A 17,699-nucleotide genomic window follows, 5' to 3' on the forward strand; every position below is an offset into this window, starting at 1 on the left:
CTCAATCAGCGGGGGCCCCGGCCCCTGATGCCAAACCTCCGCGGTAACCGGCGGCGCAACGGGAACGCTTCTGACGTGGGAGGAGCTGGCAGCGGGATTTCATTCCGCGGCCAGCCCCTCCGCCTGCAAGCGCCACATGCGGGCGAACAGGCCGTTGCGCCGGCGCAGGTCCGCGGCGGACCCATCCTCAACGATGCGGCCGTCCTCCATAACCAGGATCCGGTCGAAGGCGGCGACTGTGGACAGCCGGTGCGCCACGGCAATGACCGTCCGCCCCGCCATGAGCTCGACCAGGGAGCGCTGGATTTTCAGTTCGGATTCCGTGTCCAGGGCGGAGGTCGCCTCATCCAGGATGAGAATGGGGGAGTTCTTCAGAAAGGCGCGGGCGATGCCGATGCGCTGGCGTTGGCCGCCGGACAGCTTGGTCCCCCGCTCTCCAACCAATGTTTCATACCCCTCCGGCAGAGATAGGATGAAGTCATGACAGTTGGCGGCCCGCGCGGCGGCGTGGACCTCCTCATCCGTGGCGCCGGGCCGGCCGAAGCGGATGTTTTCCAGGATGGTGCGGTGGAACAGGGTTATCTCCTGGGGCACCACGGCCAGGGCCGCGCGCAGATCGTCCTGGCGCAGTCCGGCCACCGGCCGGTCGCTGATGAGCAGTTCCCCGTCCTGGACATCGTAGAGGCGCTGCAGCAGGCTGACCAAGGTCGACTTGCCGGCGCCGGACGGCCCGACCACCGCGACCTTCTGGCCAGGTGGAATGTGGACGTTGAGATCCCGCAGGGTTTCCGCCCGAAAGGGAACGCGGGGCCTGTCCTCATCCCCAGTCCCATCAGAGCCAGCCTCATCCTGCATCGTCTTGGACACGCCATAGGCGAAAGCCACCTGGCGCAGTTCCACGGCCCCCGGCTCCGCCAAGGGGTCGAAGGGCGCGCTGGCTGGGTTGTCGGTGATGGTGGGGCGCAGGCCGATGACCCGAAGGGTGTCCTCGATATGGCCGACATGCTGCACCATGTCGACCAGGGCCAGCGCCAGGTCACGCGCGCCGTGCAGGATGCGGAACGTCAAGGCGCTGACGATCACCACGTCACCGGTGGTCACCGCCCCCTGCCCCCAGCGGAACAGCACCCAGGACAACATGGCGCCCGCCATGATCCACAGCACCACGTCATAGAACATGCGGGTCTTTTCCATGTGCATCCAGCTGGCCTTCTGCATCCCCGCCTCCTCCTGGAAGCTGGCTGCCAGCCGGTCATATTCACGGCGCCGGGCGGAAAACGCCTTCACCGCCCACATGTTGGAGATGACGTCGGTCAGGGCGCCCGCCACCTCGCCGGCGCGGGCGGCATAGGCGCGGTGCAACGGCTGTCCCCCCTGGCCGAACAGGATCAGCCCTGTGGTCACCAGGGTCACGAACACGGCCAGCGCCGCCGCCATGCGCCAGTCTATGGTCGAAAACACCACCACGGCGCCCAGGAAGTCCACGCACGGTGGCGCCACCCGCCAGATGACGGTGTTGCACAGCGCCCCGAAGTTGCCGGCAGTGGCGGTGATCCGCTGGCCCAGCGACCCTGCCAGGTTTTCCGTGAAGTAGCGCATGGGCAGACCGCTGAGATGGGCGAACAGGTCCAGCCGCATGTCCACGCCGATCCCGACGGTGGTGCGGCAGCCCAGCCAGCCGGTCAGGCGCCACAGGACGCTTTCCAGCCCGATCAGGGCGATGAACAGCGCCAGCGGCCGCCACACCGCCACCGGCACGCCGCCGCCGTCCGGCGCGCCGGCGGACATGGCGTCGATCAGCAGTTTCATGCCGTACTGCACGGCCACGGCACAGGACGCCGCTCCCAGTACCAGCACCGCCAGCAGCAGGCAGTGCCCCCGCCAGCGCCGGGCGTACCGCGCGATGAACCGGCGGGGTGAGGTCAGGAAGGCGGGTAGGCCGGCATCCGCCGGGCTGTTGCGGTCATCCATGCCGGACACCTCCCGCCAGCGCCCCGTCCCTCGCCACCGCCGGCACGAAAGCCCGTTCCCGGCTCCCTTCCCGGTCCATAAGATGGCGTTGCACGGTCAGCTCATCCATCAGAGGCTGGTGGATGCGGCCGGTCCCGGCCGGGCCCCGCGCGGTCAGCAACCCCACCTCACAGGGCCGCTCGTCATCCCAGCCGGGATAGTCCAGTACGGGATAGAGGCAGATCCCTCGGACGGGAACGCCATTCGCGCACGCCTGGCGCACTTCGGCACACACATAGTGCAGCCAGGAGGGGCGCGCGCTGCCCTCGGCACCCGTCTCCGCGATCAGCAGCGGCCGCCCATACCGGGCATGGAATTCCGCCAATATCTGATGCAGCGGCCGATAGCCGTGGTGGCCCAGCGGGATGGTGCTGCCACCCTGGTACCATTGGTTATGCGGATAGAAGTTGACGCCGACGATGTCCAGGTAGGCCGGCGCGCCGCCCAGGCCCGGCTCCTCCCGGCCGCTCAGCATGTCGTAGGTCTGAAACTGCGACAGCCGCCGCCGTTCCGCCGCCTCATGTTCCTCCGTCAGGGGGGCGCCCGCCGCCACGTGGATGGCCGGTTCGGCGTAGACGAAGCGCGCCTTGGGGTCGACCGCCCGGATGGCGTCGACGGCGGCGATGGCGGCGCGTACCAGCTGGACCTTCAGCCGCTCACCCTCCCCTCGGGCGAAAGGGTTCATATAGCCTTCATCCCCCCCGGCCCATGCCAGGAAGGAGATTTCGTTTATCGGGCAGAAAAAGGGTATGGCGTCGCTTTCCGATCGGATGAGCCGCGCGGCGGCGGCCGCGAAGCCGGCGAAACGATCGACGAAAGCCGGCGACCAGATATCCAGGTCGTCCGGCCAGCCGTAGTGGCAAAGATCCCAGATCACTTGGACGCCCGCCGCCCTGGCCGCCCGCAGCTGCGGCAGGACGGACGACCAGTCGTACCATCCGGGCCCGACCTCTATCCTGTGCCAACGGATCCCGTCGCGCACGGCGCGGATACCGGCTGCCGCCAACAGACGGTAATTCGCCTCGGCATGGTGGTCGTGGCCCGTGGCGGCCAGAATGTCCAGCCGCCGCCCGTCCAGGCGGCGATGGGTTGAGCATTCGAAGCCACCCAGGAAGAAGCTTCGGAACAGATCCCCGTCCTGCACGTCCATATCACCTCCGCTCCCGGCCCGATACTGGCCATGGGTTCAGCGGGGGCATAATTCCTGGGCGACCGCCAAGTTCGGCCGCCTGCATTGATTTTTTTATTTTCTTAAACCAGCGCCTTCCCGCGAAGCCGCCGGGAACTTTCGTTCCGCCCTGTTCTTGCAGCTTCAGACGCCGGAACACGCGCGGAACACACAGCGTGGGCAACCGGCCACCTTCCCCGACAAAGAACCCCCGGATTTTCCGGGCGGCAGGAGTAATGCCATGCAGGACGCACGGGCACTCAGCCCTCGCCCACTCAGCCCTCGCCTTGACTCGATTACCCCCGGCGCGGCTCGCGCGCCCGATTTGGTCTGCTTTTCCCATCTGCGGTGGGATTTCGTGCGCCAGCGCCCGCAGCATCTGTTGAGCCGCGCGGCCAAACACTACCGGGTCCTGTTCATCGAGGAACCGGTCTTCACGGCGGAGGGTGACGCGGGCCTTCCCCGCATGGACATCACCCCGAGGCCCGAGGGCGTTTCCCCCGATGGCGTTTCCCCCCATGGCGTTTCAGTGGCGGTTCCCGTTCTTCCCCCCGGCCTCAACGACGACGCCGTGACCTTCCACCTGAGCCAGCTGGTCCACGCGCTGCTGGCCGGCCGCGACCCGTCGTCCCGGGTGCTGTGGTACTATACGCCGGCGGCCCTGGACTTCACCGGGGACCTCCCGGCGGCGGTGACGGTCTATGACAATATGGACGAGCTGTCCGCCTTCTTGGGCGCGTCGCACCAGCTGCTGGCCCAGGAAAACGCCCTGTTCGCCAAGGCCGACCTGGTCTTCACCGGCGGCATGAGCCTGTACGCGGCCAAGCGCCACCGCCATCCCGCCGTGCACGCCTTCCCCTCCAGCATCGACGCGCGGCATTTCGCCCAGGCCCTGAGCTATGATGGGGCCGAGCCGGCGGACCAGGCGGGCATCCCCCACCCGCGCATCGGCTTCTTCGGCGTGATCGACGAACGCATGGACCTGGACCTGGTGGGGCAACTGGCCGACCTCAGGCCCGACTGGCACTTCATCATGCTGGGCCCGGTGGTCAAGATCGACGCCGCCAGCCTGCCCCGCCGGGCCAACCTGCATTGGCTGGGCGCGAAGGGATATGACGAGCTTCCCCGCTACCTGGCCGGCTGGGACGCGGGCTTCATGCCCTTCGCCCTGAACGAGGCCACACGCTTCATCAGCCCGACCAAGACGCCGGAGTTCCTGGCGGCCGGCGTGCCGCTGGTGTCCACACCCATCACCGACGTGGTTAACCCCTATGGCACCAAGGATCTGGTCAGGATCGCGGACGGCGCAGCGGCCATGGCGATTCACCTGGACGGCCTGCTGACGCAGCCCCGGGATCTGTGGCGGGCGGCGGTGAAGCGCCAGCTGGCCGCGACCTCGTGGGACAAGACCTGGGCCGCCATGCGCACCCTGATCGAGGGTGTCGCCGCGGCGAAAGCACAGCCGGTGCGGAAAAGCCCGGCAGCCGCGCAGCCGGCACGGCACGCGTTCACGGCGGCACCGGCGGAGCAGGAGCCCGCCCATGTTTGACTGGTTGATCGTCGGTGCCGGATTCGCCGGCAGCGTGCTGGCGGAACGCCTGGCCAGCCAGCGGAACGAGCGCGTCCTCCTCATAGACCGCCGACCCCATGTCGGGGGCAACGCCTACGACCGCTACAATGAGGACGGGCTGCTGATCCATCAGTATGGCCCGCACATCTTCCACACCAACAACGGCCAGATCGTCGACTACCTGTCGGCCTTCACCGCATGGCTCGACTACAGCCACCGCGTGCTGGCGTCGGTGGATGGCCAGCTGGTGCCCATCCCAATCAATCGTACCACCCTCAACATCCTCTACGGGCTATCCCTGTCCAGCGACGAGGAGGCCGCCGCCTTCCTGCGGGCACGGGCGGAACCTGTGGACCCCATCCTGACGTCGGAGGATGTGGTGGTCAGTGCCGTGGGACGGGAACTGTATGAGAAGTTCTTCCGCGGCTACACCCGCAAGCAGTGGGGCCTGGACCCCAGCCTGCTGGACCGGTCCGTCACCGCGCGCGTGCCCACGCGCACGGACACGGACGACCGCTACTTCACCGACAGTTTCCAGGCCATGCCGCGCGACGGCTACACGCGGATGTTCGGGCGCATGCTGCACCACCCGAACATCAAGATCATGCTGCAGACCGACTACGCCGACGTGCGGGACGTGGTTCCCCACAGACGGCTGATCTACACCGGGCAAATCGACGAATTCTTCGGATACCGCCACGGCCCGCTGCCCTACCGCTCGCTGCGGTTCGAGCATGTGACCCTGGATCGGGCGCGGCACCAGCCGGTGGCGGTGGTGAACCACCCCCAGGACCAGGCCTATACCCGGGTCACGGAGTATAAGCACCTGACGGGCCAGGTGCACCCCAAGACGGCCCTGACCTATGAGTATCCCAGCGACGTCGGCGACCCGTACTATCCCGTGCCGCGCCCCGAGAACCAGGAGCTTTACCGGCGTTACGAGGCCCTGGCCGACGCCACGCCGGACACCTGGTTCGTCGGCCGCCTGGCCACCTACCGCTACTACAACATGGACCAGGTGGTGGGTCAGGCCCTGGCCACGTTCCGGCGCATCGAGGAGGGGCTGCCCCGGCACGGCCGCACCGCCGCACCGGCGGCGGCGACCTTGGAATTGGCCGGTGGCCGATGACGGGACCAGGCCATCACACGATCCATGGATCCCGGGTTCACAAAAAGGGCGACCGCGGATACGGGGTCGGGTGTTGATCGCGGAGCCCCATCCCTATTTGGAGAAGCAGCATGCCGCAGCCCCCCAACCGCCCACCCGGGCAAACCAGGAACAAGGGACCGTCGGACGATCCCCGGGCGCATTCCGTGGACGGCGCCACCTCCCGATTGCGCGAGGATATCGACAGCGGCCGCACGGGCGACAAGGTCGATTATCCGGATCCGGCGGCGGCCCCCCTGGGCACCGATGAGGAGGCCGCCGGCACCCCGACGCCGCCCGGGGCCGCAGAACAGGCGCGACGCGTGGAAAGGGCGATGGCGCCCCCACCCCGCAAAGGGGCCCGCCCCGGGCTTTCATGATAGAACCGGCCGAACCGGGGCGATGTAGGTGAAGCCTTCGGCCGCCGGCGCGGATCGCCACTGGTCGATGGCCGCCCGCATATCCTCCAGCCCGGCCCGCCAACGCTCGGCGATGGACTGGGCGGAGAAGTTGAGGCTCTTGCCCACCTTCTCATGCGGCGGGGCCTGGTGGGCGGCGTGCACCACGGTCAGGCCGCCCACCAGGCCGGCGCGCTCGCGCAGGGCGTATTCGCGGCGCAGGCCCGCCAGGGCGCGCTGGGCATGGCCGGCGCATTGCAAATCCTGGCACCGGGCCAGCGTGGCCGCCATGTCGGCCGGGGGCCGTCCGTCAATAGAGAACAGCTCGCTGGCGAAGCACAGCAAGTCACCCTCCGGCCTTTCCAGCACCGGCAGATCCAGCGGCATGTTGTTGCGGTGGACAGGGTCGCATAGCAGGCGGCCGTCCAGATCCACGGGCGGGAACAAGGGCATGGCCGCGGTGCTGGCCAGCAGGTGCCGGTCGGTGATGGGGTGGGCGGCGCTGTCGAAATAAACCTCCTGCCCCGTCGTCACGTCCAGGCATCCCACGGTCAGCCGGATGTCGCCACCGTTCAGCAAGCCATAGTCCAGCAGCCCTTCCAGCGTGGCGGCCATGGGATGGTGGTCCATGAGGGCGATGTCATCGGGCAGACCTGGCAGCATCGTCAGCAGGCCGGGGAAGCGCCGCGTGAAAAATCCCGGCCGGCCCATCATCAAGGTTCCCAGGGCATGCACCTCGTTGTAATCGTCCCGGCCGGCGGCCGCCAGCCAGGGCGGACTGGCCGCGCTGGCCAGTTCCCAATATCGCCGCAGCCGGGGCAGGCGCAGTTCCGCCGGGTTCCCCGCGATCAGCGCGCCCATGACGGCACCGATGGAGGCCCCGACGATCCAGTCAGGCTGGATGCCGGCCTCGGCCAACGCCTCATAGGCGCCACCATGATAGGCGCCCAGCGCGTTACCCCCGCCCAGCACTAGGATGGTCGCGTCAGCTTGCCTGTCCATTGGAAGGAATTCTCCACAGCCATCAGGTTACGGGCGTGTCAAGAAGTTGCCGCTCCGTCGGTTCCTTCGGGGTGTTTTCCCAATCGCCGGGGTATCCCAGTAGAATTCGCGATGTCACTGCTTCTGAATATTTCGGCTTACGTCCTTATGGTCGATTCCCGTCCTGGGGACTCGATGTATTTCTTTCCCGATTGGATGTTTCCGCCGACCTTCCCTCCCCGGGGAGTTGCTTTCATAAATTACGGTCTTTTTCGCCACTCCCGTCCTTAAGACCGGTTCGCCGGAAACGCCGCTGCATACCAAGCGCGACGGCTGTGGGGTTTCCGGGAACCACCGGCGGGATCGCCGGGTTGGAGGCCGCAGCCTTGGAGCATCCGCAACCTGCAATTCGGAACGAGGGCCGCCTTGGTTGAAACGAAGACCCTATCACCCAGGGCCGCAACCGGTATCCCCGGTCTGGACGATGTACTGATCGGCGGGCTGTCGCGCCACCACACCTTCCTGATTGAAGGGGAGCCTGGCTCGGGAAAGACGACAATCGCCCTGCAGTTCCTGCTCCAAGGCGCCGCCGAAGGGGAGCGTACCCTGTACGTCACAATGTCGGAGACGGAGGCCGAACTCCGCGAGGGTGCCAGCGTGCGGGGATGGGATTTGCCGCCCAGCATCCAGATATTGGAGCTCGTACCCCCCGAATCCCTTCTGGACTTGGACCAGCGCCAGACGCTGATCCACGCCTCCGAGCTGGAACTCGGCGAAAGCATCGAGCGTCTGCTCAAAGAGGTCGAACGCGTCAAGCCGGACCGTATCGTCCTGGACAGCTTGTCGGAGCTGCGCCTTCTGGCCCAGAGCTCGCTGCGGTATCGCCGCCAGGTGCTGACGCTGAAGCACCATTTCGCCCGCCTGGGGGCGACTGTCCTTCTGCTGGACGACCTGACCACCGATACCTGGGACAGGACAGTTCACAGCGTCGCCCACGGCGTCGTCCGCCTGGAACAGCTGGCCCCGGCCTATGGCGCCGAACGGCGGCGGTTGAGGGTGCTCAAATATCGCGGAACGGCCTTCAGGGGCGGCTTCCACGACTTCGTCATCGGCGCCGAGGGCGTCCGCGTCTTTCCCCGCCTGGTCGCCACCGAACACAAGACGCGCTTCACCCGCGATGAACTGAAAAGCGGCAACACCGCCCTGGACCAGCTTCTGGGTGGCGGGGTGCAGGCTGGCTCCAGCACGCTGGTCATCGGTCCGGCGGGAACAGGGAAGTCGCTGCTTGCCATGACCTTCGTCGCGGCCGCCATCGCGCGTGGCGAGAAGGCTGCGGTCTTCGTATTCGATGAGGAGATGGGCCTTCTCCTCAAACGGATGAACGCTTTCGGCATCGATCTGGAGACGCTTTGCGCCAGGGGCGACGTGTTCATCGAACAGGTGGACGCGGCCGAGCTGTCGCCCGGTGAATTCTCCCATCGGGTCCGCGCCGCCATCGACGAACGGGACATAAAGACCGTCGTCATCGACAGCCTGACGGGGTACGAAGCGGCCATGCCGGAAGAACGGGCCCTCATCCTCCACCTTCACGAGGTCCTGCTTTACCTCAACCGCCAGGGAGTCGCGACGTTCGTGACAGTGGCGCAACACGGGCTGGTCGGCACCATGGAAAGCCCGGTCGACATCACCTACCTGGCCGATACCGTCATCCTGCTCCGCTATTTCGAGGCCGATGGCGACATCCGCAGGGCAATATCCGTCGTGAAGAAGCGGACCGGCGCGCATGAAAGCACGATCCGGGAATACCGCATCGGGAATGACGGGCTTCAACTGGGCGAACCGTTGCGGGGGCTTCACGGTGTGCTGCGCGGCACGCCGCTTTATACCGGCGCGCGCGGCGCCCTGTTTGACGGCAACCGAACGTGATCCCCGGCCCGCATTCCCTCTGTACCCTTATCCTGACACCCACGGGGCGTGACGCGACAATCGCCGCAAGCATCCTGCGGGACGCCGGTCTCCCTTCATCCATCTGCCACGATGTGGGGGAGCTGCATCGACAAATCGTTGCCGGGGCCGGCATGGCACTGGTGACCGAGGAGGAATTGCTGAAGGCCGACCTCGCCCCCCTGTTCCGTTGGGTGGCGGAACAGCCCTCCTGGTCGGATCTGCCCTTCATCGTGCTGACCCTGCGCTCCGCGCCCGCCACCGGACCCGCGGCTGAAATGCTGGCCGATGGATTGGGCAACGTCACGTTCGTGGAGCGGCCATTCCGTCCGACCTCGCTGGTCAGTGTGATCCGGTCCGCCGCCCGGGGGCGCCGGCGGCAGTATGAGGCCCGCAGCCGCATCGAGGAGCTGCGGGAAAGCCGCGACCGGCTGGCGCATGAAACCCACATGCTCGAACTTCTGAACCAGACCGCCATGCGGATCGCCGCCGGCCTTGATCCGCAGACGGTAGGGCAACGCGTCGTCGACGCCGGCGTGGAACTGACCGGGGCTGCCTATGGCGCCTTCCACGACGCCACCGGTCCGGCCGGAGCTCCCCATCCGCCCTATGCCTGGTCGGGCCCATCGCAGGACGTCTTCGCGGCGTTCCCGATACCCCGGAACCTCGTGCGGCACGACGACATCACCCAGGACCCGCGGTACCGCCTTGACGACCCCGGCCGCGCCGGGCCGGGCATCGCCAGCTATCTGGCCGTACCTGTCCTCTCCCGCTCGGGCGACAGGCTCGGCGGCCTGTTCTTCGGCCACCCGGACGCCGGCATGTTCGACGAACGGTCGGCACAGATGGCCAGCGGCCTGGCCGCCCAGGCGGGCGTCGCCATGGACAACGCGCGCCTGCTCCGAGAGGTGCGGGGCATCAACGCCACCCTGGAGGCGCGGGTCGAGGAGCGGACGCGCGAGCGCGATCGGATGTGGCGCCTGTCGAATGACCTGATGGCGGTTCTGGATGCCGAGGGGACGCTATTGGCCATAAATCAGGCCTGGACGGCCGTGCTGGGCTGGCCGGAAGAGCGACTGCGCGTCACCAATCTGCTTGATCTGGCCCACCCCGAGGACATCGGCGGAATCAAGCACCAGATGAAGCGGCTGAAGCGTGGGGACCCGATATCGAACTTCGAGGGTCGGCTGCGCGCGGAGGATGGAAGCTTCCGCAGGATCGCCTGGACCGCGTCACCCGATGAAGGCTTGCTGTATACCGTCGGGCGCGACGTCACGGCCCAGCGCGAAGTCGAGGAGCAGTTGCGCCAGTCGCAAAAGATGGAAGCCGTGGGCCAGCTCACCGGCGGCATCGCCCATGACTTCAACAATCTGCTGCAGGGCATCACCGGCTCACTGGACCTTGTCAACCGCCGGCTGACGCAGGGGCGGACCAGCGATGTGGAGCGCTTCACCGCCGCAGCGATGGCTTCGGCCAACCGCGCGGGAGCCCTGACGCACCGCCTTCTGGCGTTCTCCCGCCGTCAGCCGCTGAAACCGTTACCGGTCGATGCCAACAGCCTCATCGCCTCCATGGCTGATCTGCTGCGCCGAACCCTGGGAGAGCGCATCGATCTGGAACTCGTGCCGGCGGACGGCCTGTGGCCAACGCTGTGCGACCCGAACCAGTTGGAGAACGCCATCCTCAACCTGTGCATCAACGCGCGCGACGCCATGCCGGATGGTGGCAAGCTTTTCATCGGGACTCGCAACGTCCATCTGGAGGGGCGGCAGGCCCTGGGCGCCAGCGATGTGCGACCGGGGCGCTATGTCTGCATTTCCGTGACCGACACGGGCGTCGGCATGCCCCCGGAAACGATCCGCCGGGCCTTCGATCCCTTCTTCACAACCAAGCCCCTGGGCCAGGGCACGGGACTGGGCCTGTCCATGATCTACGGCTTCATGCGGCAGTCCGAGGGGCATGCCCGGATCGAGAGCGAGCTGGGAAAGGGCACAACCGTCAAACTCTACCTGCCGCAACACGACGGGCGGGGTGAAGAGGCCGAGGCGAGCCTGGGGGCGGCGGAAGACCATCACGCGCGCTCGGACGAGGTCATCCTGGTGGTGGAGGACGAGCCGGTGGTGCGCAAGCTGATCGTCGAATTGCTGGGCGAGTTGGGGTACCGGGTGCTGGAGGCCCATGACGGGCCCTCGGGCCTGGCCATCCTGCAATCAGACCAGCAGATCGATCTGCTCATCACCGACATCGGGCTTCCGGGCCTCAATGGCCGGCAGATGGCCGAGGCCGCCCGCCCGGCGCGGCCCGGCCTCAAGGTCCTGTTCATGACCGGCTACGCTGAAAACGCCATGCCCTCGCAGGACTTCCTGGCGCAGGACATGGAACTAATCACCAAGCCGTTCCCAATGGATGTCCTGGCCCAGCGCCTGAGCAAGATGATGGCACGATAAGACGCCACCCCGGGAACCAGCGCCTACCGAATGCGGTTTAACACGGTTAGGGGTCCGGCCGCCTTCGGGGCGTCCGGCGCGTTGACCGATGGGGAAGCGACACCGCATGACCAGACCTGAGGATAGGGCGGAGCGGCTGCGGAAGATCCGCAACGGGAAGATGGCCAAGTCTGCCCATGCCTACGTCAGGGGCAGCACCGTCAAGTTCTACGAATGGCTGGAGTCCGGGCCGGGCGATCTGCCCCAGGGGCCGCCTGTCTGGATATGTGGTGACTGCCATGTCGGCAACCTGGGGCCCGTGGCCGATTATAAGGAGCGGGTGGCCATCCAGATCCGCGATCTGGACCAAACCGTCATCGGCAACCCCGCCCACGACCTGATCCGGCTGGGCCTGTCGTTGGCCTCGGTCGCACGCGGCGCCGACCTGCCGGGCGTCGTCACCGCCCACATTCTGGAAAACCTGGTGGCCGGCTATGAGCTGGCCTTGGCGGGTGATTTCGATGATGAGGGCGAAAAGGCCCTGATGCCCGGCAGCATCCGGAATTTGCTGGACCGCTCCGTCCGCCGGCGCTGGCGCCACCTGGCGTGGGAGCGGTTCGACACGGTCAAGCCCGAGGTGCCGCTGGGTAAACGCTTCTGGGCCCTGACCGACGCCGAACGCGCCGCCCTGCACGCCCTGTTCCGGGAAGAGGCGGTCCGGGATCTGGTCACCGGCCTGCAATCCCGTGACCGTGGTGACGTGGTCCGGCTGGTGGATGCCGCCTATTGGCGAAAGGGCTGCAGCTCCCTGGGCCGCCTGCGCTTCGCCGCCATGGCTCAAATCGGTGACGGCAAGGGCGCCTCCTTCTGCTTGATCGACCTCAAGGAGGCCGTGACGGCGGCAGCCCCCCGATCGCCGGAGGCAAGCATGCCCCGGGACAACGCGCTCCGGGTCGTGACCGGCGCCCGGGCGCTGTCACCCAAGCTGGGCCGCCGCATGGTGGCAACACGCCTGCTGGACAAGGCCATGGTGCTGCGCGAACTGATGCCGCAAGACCTGAAGCTGGAGGTCGACCGGCTGACGTCCGCCAAGGCCAAACCGCTGGCCGCCTACCTCGGTGGGGTCGTGGGGGTGGCCCATGGCCGGCAGATGGACCCTCAGGACCGGTCCGCCTGGCTGAAGGACCTGGCCCGCGCCCGCTCCGCCAGGCTGGACGCGCCCGGTTGGCTGTGGAGCAGCGTCGTGGACCTGCTTGGCATCCACGAGCGCGCCTATCTGGAACACTGCCGGCTGCACGCCCTGCCACGCTTCCGCACCGGGAACGCGGCCGCCTGCGAGCTGCAGCGCACGGGATGAGGGCCGGTCAGGCGGCCTCGAGCGCGTTGCCGATGGCCAGGGCCAGTTCCTCGATGCGGTAAGGCTTGGCGAGCACCTGGTATCCGTGCTGGGCGGCGGGCTCCTCGCTGTACCCAGTGGACAGGATGACCGGCAGGCTGGGACGCAGGCGCTTGACCTCCCGCGCCAGGTCCAGCCCATTCATCGCGCCGGGCATGACGATGTCACTGAACAGCAGGTCGAAGTCCCGCCCGGCCAGGATGAGGTCCAGCGCGTCCTGGCCATTGGGGACATGGGTCACGTCGTAGCCCAAATCTTCCAGCGCCGATCCGATGATCGGGGCCAGGATGGGGTCATCCTCCGCCACCAGGAGCCGGGCGGTGCCGCGCGGGGCGGCGCCCTGGAAAGAAACCAGAGACGCCCTGGGCGCGTCCGCCGCCCGGGGCAATATCAAGGACACGGTCGTGCCGGCACCCACGGCGCTGTCGATCCAGGCGGCACCGCCCGACTGGTGGGCGAAACCGTAAACCTGGGACAAGCCCAATCCGGTGCCCTTGCCCGTCGCCTTGGTGGTGAAGAACGGGTCGAAGGCGCGGGCCACCACCTCGGGCGGCATGCCGCCGCCAGTATCGGACAGATAAACCCGCACCGCGTCGGTCCGCCCCTCCCATCCGCTGACGTTTTCCGCGCCTAGCACCAAACTGCCGCCCGCCGGCATGGCATCGCGGGCGTTGGCCGCCAGGTTCAGCAGCGCCACCTCCAGCTGGACGGGGTCGGTCTGCACCGGCCACACACCGCTGGGTAGCGCCAGCGTCACCTCGATATCGCTGCGGACCACCTGCTTGATCAGCCCGATGCAGCTGAGCAGGGCGTTCCGCAGGTCCACCGGCTCCACATCCATCTGGCGCTGGCGCGAGAAGGTCATGAGCTGCTGTATCAGCTTGGTGCCCCGGTCCACCGCCTGCATCCCGGCCTCCACCAGGCGCGCGTTGCGTCTTTTGTCCCCACCGCGGCCAATCATCTGCAGGCATCCTGAAATGGCCTGCAACAGATTGTTGAAGTCGTGGGCCATGCCGCCCGTCAGCTGGCCGATCGCTTCCATCTTCTGGGCGTGGCGCAGCCTCTCCTCCAGCTCCCGGCGTTCGGTGTTGTCGCGGGTGATCTTGGCGAAGCCCACCAGCTTGCCGGTGTCGTCCCGGATGGCGTCGATGATCACATGTGCCCAGAACCGGGTGCCATCCTTGCGGACACGCCACCCCTCCTTCTCGTAACGGCCCTCGGCTTCCGCGATGGCCAGCGCGCGGGCGGGCAGCCCGGCAGCCAGATCTTCCTCGGTATAGAAGCGCGAGAAATGTTCGCCGACGATCTCTTCGCTGCGGTACCCCTTGATCCGCTCGGCCCCGGCGTTCCAGTTGGTCACGTGGCCGGTGGGGTCCAGCATATAGATCGCATAGTCCGTGACGCTTTGGACCAGCAGGCGGAAGCGCGCCTCGCTCTCCCGCAGGGCCTGCTGGGCCTCGCGCCGCTCCGTGATATCCCGGGTGACCTTGGCGAAGCCGATCAGGGTGCCGGCCTCATCCCTGACGGGGTCGATCACGACGCTGGCCCAGAACCGCGTCCCGTCCTTGCGCACGCGCCAGCCCTCAGCCTCGAACCGGCCCTCGCTGGTGGCGATGGCCAGGGCCCGCTGGGGCACCCCGGCCTCGCGGTCTTCCTGGGTGTAGAAGCGGGAAAAGTGCTGGCCCAGTATCTCACTGGTCTCATAGCCCTTGAAGCGCCGGGCGCCGGGGTTCCAGCTGCTGACCACGCCGGTCGCGTCCAACATGTAGATCGCGTAGTCGTCGATGGCGTCCACGAGAAGCTGGAATCGCCGGGTGTTGCCCCCTTGCGCCTCACCGGTCGCGATATCCGTTTCCAACGGCAAACCCTCAATCATGCGGCGGCCGGAAACAGGGCCACCGATGTCCAGTCCATAGGCCATTTAGATCATGGCATGGACCAGAAATTCATTAATAAATGTGGTATATTTATTTGGTCATAAGCAGGAAAAACTGAATTCTATTAAGTTCTTAGTCATCCAAATCCACCCAACCGTGCTGTGTTTTAATACCCCCGAAGAGCCGGACCACACCGTCGGCAGGGCTGAAACCTCTTTTCCGCCGGAAGGGGGCGGAGGCCGCTGGCCCAAGAAAACAGCGGGGCCATCCGACAAGGACAGCCGCCGCCGCTCTCAATCTGCGGGAGTCAACCGCGCATCAAAGTGTTCACCTCCACGCAGGGCGGTCCTAACGGTGCCCATGGGAGGCTTCACCGCCCTTGCGGCCCGCCTCGGACGCGCGCTCCGGATTGTTGGCGAAGTTGCCGCCACCGCCCCGGTTGCCACCGCCCGACGCCTCGCCACCCTTGCGGCCGGCCTCGGCCGCCCGCTCGCGGTCGTGGGCGAAGTTGCCGCCGGAGGCCTCACCGCCCTTGCGACCGGCTTCAGCGGCCAGTTCGCGGTCCTGAGAGAAACTACGCTTCTCGTCCGGAACGCTGGCGCCACCCTTGCGGCCGGCCTCGGCCGCCAGCTCATGATCCTGCGAGAAGCTGCGCTTCTCATCGGGCACGCTGGAGCCGCCCTTGCTGGCAATATCCCGCTGCTTGTCCTCGTCCATCGAGGCGAAGCCGCGATTGGAAGTTCCATTGTCCTTGCTCATGACGTCCTCTCCATTCTGGGGAAGCACCGCCGTCTCCGTAATGGTGCACCCGGCGCGCCATGCCCGGATGTCTTATCTTTCCGACGGTGTGTCATATAAAGGCCAATCGTCCGTAATGGTTCCAGATTTTATGAGATAAAACTATTTAATGAAGTATAGATAAGTCAAAGCTGCGCTTAAATTCCAGATATACATATACTTCCACTTGCGCGCGATCGGAAGCCCTGGTCCACGCCCATGCTTTCAAGGGTACCCGCCGATGAAGATTTCATTCCGCATGGAACGGGAAGCCAGTGTCCGCGCTTTTCCGCCAGCACATCCTGGGCGGGACCATATCGGACCGTCCATCAAACCGGAGAGGACGCCATGGCGCAAAAGACCCTGCAAACCATGTTCATCGAGGAACTGCGAGACATCTACAGCGCGGAACGCCAGATCATCCGCGCCCTGCCGAAGCTGGCCAAGGCGGCGTCGGCCGACGATTTGAGGCAAGCGCTGGAGACCCACCTGGAGGAAACCCGGGGCCAGGTGGAGCGGCTGGACAAGGTGTTCGAGACGCTGGACACAAGCAGCCGTAGCCGCGGCAAGAAGTGCGAGGCCATGGAGGGCATGCTGTCGGAGGCCAATGAGCTGCTCGACCTGGGCCTGTCGCCGGAGGCCCTGGACAGCGCCATCATCGCCGCAGCCCAGAAGGTTGAGCATTATGAAATCGCCAGCTACGGCTCCGCCATCGCCTGGGCCTTGGCGCTTGGGTACAACGAGGCCGCCGACATCCTGTCCGAAACGCTGGAAGAGGAAAAGAACGCGGACCAGATCCTGAACAAGGCGTCCCGCACCGTGAACGACACGGCGGCGGAACAGGTCCGTGCGGCCTGACGGACCGGAACACTGACACGGCCAGAGCAAAAGCCCCGGTCGAGGTCGACCGGGGCCCGCTGGCCAATCAGGGCGCCTCTCCGAAATCCAGGTTGCGGCTGAAGAAGGGGATGACCTGTTCCTGGATGCGGAACGCCACATGGCTGGTGTGGGTGCCCGGATAAATCTCGAAACTGTTGGGAATGTGGTAGGTGTCCAGAGCCTCATGCAGCTTGCCGGCGTCCACCTTCAGACCGTCCTGGTCGCCCACATCGATGGCGATGGCGCGGTACCGGCGCAGCCCCCCGATATACTGGTCCATGAAGGCCAGCGGAGCGTTGGCCGCCCATTTCGCCAACACCTCCGGCCGCTGCTGCCCATCCTTCACAGGCAGGTCCAGGTACAACGGCGGGTTCTGCGGGTTGGGAGACCAGGCGGCGGCGGTGGCCAGCTGCGCCCGCGCCATGAACGGCAGCGTGCTGGAATCCGCCGGCGCCTTCACCGCCTCCAGCGTTTCCCAGGTCTTGGGGTCGATGGGCCCCAGGGTCCGCGGCGAGAGGCAGCAGGGGCTGAGCATGTAAAGCGCGCCGAAGACATCGGCATGCTTCATGCCGATACGGGAGGTGCCGTAACCGCCCATGGAATGGCCGGCCAGGCCCCGGCTCTCGCGCTTGGCGATGGTGCGGTAGTGCCCGTCGATATAAGTCACCAGGTCGCGGGAAATGAAGGTCTCGAAATCGCCCGTGGTCACCGAGCTGGAATACATGGAGCCATTGTGGACCGTCTTGCTGTCCGGCAGGACGACGATCATTTCCCGCGCGCCTTGGGCGTAAGCGCCTTCGATCGTCTGGGGCACATGGATTTCCGCCATCCATTGGGCGGCACCGATGGAATAGCCGTGCAGGGCGTAGACCACGGGGTAGCGCTTCTTTGGATTGGCGGCATAGCCGGGGGGCAGAACCACGTAGACGTCACGGTCCACGGCATCGCCCTCGAGGTTACCTTCCAACGTGGGGGCATGCACGGTGATATGTTCCACCGTCACCGCGCGGGCGCCAGGCACCGGGGCGGGGGCCTCCGTTGCCACCTGGGCCCGGGCAGGGCCGACGCCCCCCACCGCCAACGCTATGGCAAGGCAATAGGCCGCTTTTCTCATTCGTTCCTCCCT

At 66.6% G+C, this 17,699-nt stretch carries 13 protein-coding genes; 7 read left to right on the forward strand and 6 right to left on the reverse strand.

The annotated features are described in order from the left end of the window. Positions 1-99: 99 nt before the first annotated feature. Positions 100-1,971, reverse strand: coding sequence for an ABC transporter ATP-binding protein (locus FBZ87_RS18165; RefSeq protein ID WP_145611940.1), 1,872 nt, complete (start codon positions 1,969-1,971; stop codon positions 100-102). Further along, the gene (locus tag FBZ87_RS18170) at positions 1,964-3,160 is read right to left on the reverse strand and encodes a glycoside hydrolase family 1 protein (RefSeq protein ID WP_211106990.1); all 1,197 of its coding nucleotides are present in this window, start codon (positions 3,158-3,160) and stop codon (positions 1,964-1,966) included. Before FBZ87_RS18170 ends, FBZ87_RS18165 begins: the two co-directional genes overlap by 8 nt. 376 nt (positions 3,161-3,536) lie before the next feature. Here FBZ87_RS18170 and FBZ87_RS18175 point away from each other — a divergent pair, with 376 nt between their 5' ends. From FBZ87_RS18175 to FBZ87_RS18185, 3 genes are all read left to right on the forward strand, one after another. Then, positions 3,537-4,727, forward strand: a complete 1,191-nt coding sequence (locus FBZ87_RS18175) for a glycosyltransferase family protein (protein ID WP_246134472.1) — start codon at positions 3,537-3,539, stop codon at positions 4,725-4,727. Further along, positions 4,720-5,877 (forward strand): UDP-galactopyranose mutase, encoded by a 1,158-nt coding sequence (gene glf, locus FBZ87_RS18180; protein ID WP_145611943.1) that lies wholly within the window; start codon positions 4,720-4,722, stop codon positions 5,875-5,877. Before FBZ87_RS18175 ends, glf begins: the two co-directional genes overlap by 8 nt. Before the next feature lie 110 nt (positions 5,878-5,987). Next, positions 5,988-6,275, forward strand: coding sequence for a hypothetical protein (locus FBZ87_RS18185; protein ID WP_145611945.1), 288 nt, complete (start codon positions 5,988-5,990; stop codon positions 6,273-6,275). Here the strand turns inward: FBZ87_RS18185 and FBZ87_RS18190 are convergent. Then, on the reverse strand, positions 6,270-7,295 hold the full coding sequence (locus tag FBZ87_RS18190) for a patatin-like phospholipase family protein (RefSeq protein ID WP_145611947.1): 1,026 nt from the start codon (positions 7,293-7,295) through the stop codon (positions 6,270-6,272). The two genes, FBZ87_RS18185 and FBZ87_RS18190, sit on opposite strands and share 6 nt — an antisense overlap. A gap of 405 nt (positions 7,296-7,700) precedes the next feature. Between FBZ87_RS18190 and FBZ87_RS18195 the strand changes: the two genes are divergently transcribed. The 3 genes from FBZ87_RS18195 to FBZ87_RS18205 all read left to right on the forward strand — a co-directional run bounded on the left by FBZ87_RS18195 (position 7,701) and on the right by FBZ87_RS18205 (position 13,001). Beyond that, positions 7,701-9,200: an ATPase domain-containing protein gene (locus FBZ87_RS18195; RefSeq protein WP_145611949.1), complete on the forward strand. Its 1,500-nt coding sequence runs from the start codon at positions 7,701-7,703 to the stop codon at positions 9,198-9,200. 152 nt (positions 9,201-9,352) lie between these two features. Continuing rightward, positions 9,353-11,665, forward strand: coding sequence for an ATP-binding protein (locus FBZ87_RS30100; RefSeq protein ID WP_145611950.1), 2,313 nt, complete (start codon positions 9,353-9,355; stop codon positions 11,663-11,665). Between the two features lie 106 nt (positions 11,666-11,771). Beyond that, a complete protein-coding gene (locus FBZ87_RS18205) occupies positions 11,772-13,001 on the forward strand; it encodes a DUF2252 family protein (RefSeq protein WP_145611952.1) in 1,230 nt (409 codons plus the stop codon). 7 nt (positions 13,002-13,008) lie between these two features. Here the strand turns inward: FBZ87_RS18205 and FBZ87_RS18210 are convergent, their stop codons facing one another. Both FBZ87_RS18210 and FBZ87_RS18215 read right to left on the reverse strand, forming a co-directional pair. After that, on the reverse strand, positions 13,009-14,961 hold the full coding sequence (locus FBZ87_RS18210; RefSeq protein WP_145611954.1) for a hybrid sensor histidine kinase/response regulator: 1,953 nt from the start codon (positions 14,959-14,961) through the stop codon (positions 13,009-13,011). 304 nt (positions 14,962-15,265) lie between these two features. Further along, the gene (locus FBZ87_RS18215; RefSeq protein WP_145611956.1) at positions 15,266-15,676 is read right to left on the reverse strand and encodes a con-10 family general stress protein; all 411 of its coding nucleotides are present in this window, start codon (positions 15,674-15,676) and stop codon (positions 15,266-15,268) included. Between the two features lie 366 nt (positions 15,677-16,042). On the opposite strand from FBZ87_RS18215, the gene FBZ87_RS18220 reads away from it, so the two are divergent. Next, positions 16,043-16,552, forward strand: a complete 510-nt coding sequence (locus FBZ87_RS18220; RefSeq protein WP_145611958.1) for a YciE/YciF ferroxidase family protein — start codon at positions 16,043-16,045, stop codon at positions 16,550-16,552. 67 nt (positions 16,553-16,619) lie between these two features. On the opposite strand, the gene FBZ87_RS18225 is transcribed toward FBZ87_RS18220, so the two are convergent. Then, positions 16,620-17,687: an alpha/beta hydrolase gene (locus FBZ87_RS18225; RefSeq protein ID WP_145611960.1), complete on the reverse strand. Its 1,068-nt coding sequence runs from the start codon at positions 17,685-17,687 to the stop codon at positions 16,620-16,622. Positions 17,688-17,699 lie beyond the last annotated feature (12 nt).

The sequence above is a fragment of the Nitrospirillum amazonense genome, from assembly GCF_007828035.1.
Classification (GTDB): domain Bacteria; phylum Pseudomonadota; class Alphaproteobacteria; order Azospirillales; family Azospirillaceae; genus Nitrospirillum; species Nitrospirillum amazonense.

Bases quoted from the DNA above. Each gene is read 5' to 3' on its own strand.
- FBZ87_RS18220 (WP_145611958.1), top strand. From the start codon at position 16,043: ATGGCGCAAAAGACCCTGCAAACCATGTTCATCGAGGAACTGCGAGAC.
- FBZ87_RS18165 (WP_145611940.1), bottom strand. From the start codon at position 1,971: ATGGATGACCGCAACAGCCCGGCGGATGCCGGCCTACCCGCCTTCCTG.
- FBZ87_RS18205 (WP_145611952.1), top strand. From the start codon at position 11,772: ATGACCAGACCTGAGGATAGGGCGGAGCGGCTGCGGAAGATCCGCAAC.
- glf (WP_145611943.1), top strand. From the start codon at position 4,720: ATGTTTGACTGGTTGATCGTCGGTGCCGGATTCGCCGGCAGCGTGCTG.
- FBZ87_RS18215 (WP_145611956.1), bottom strand. From the start codon at position 15,676: ATGAGCAAGGACAATGGAACTTCCAATCGCGGCTTCGCCTCGATGGAC.
- FBZ87_RS30100 (WP_145611950.1), top strand. From the start codon at position 9,353: ATGGCACTGGTGACCGAGGAGGAATTGCTGAAGGCCGACCTCGCCCCC.
- FBZ87_RS18225 (WP_145611960.1), bottom strand. From the start codon at position 17,687: ATGAGAAAAGCGGCCTATTGCCTTGCCATAGCGTTGGCGGTGGGGGGC.
- FBZ87_RS18210 (WP_145611954.1), bottom strand. From the start codon at position 14,961: ATGGCCTATGGACTGGACATCGGTGGCCCTGTTTCCGGCCGCCGCATG.
- FBZ87_RS18170 (WP_211106990.1), bottom strand. From the start codon at position 3,160: ATGGACGTGCAGGACGGGGATCTGTTCCGAAGCTTCTTCCTGGGTGGC.
- FBZ87_RS18185 (WP_145611945.1), top strand. From the start codon at position 5,988: ATGCCGCAGCCCCCCAACCGCCCACCCGGGCAAACCAGGAACAAGGGA.
- FBZ87_RS18190 (WP_145611947.1), bottom strand. From the start codon at position 7,295: ATGGACAGGCAAGCTGACGCGACCATCCTAGTGCTGGGCGGGGGTAAC.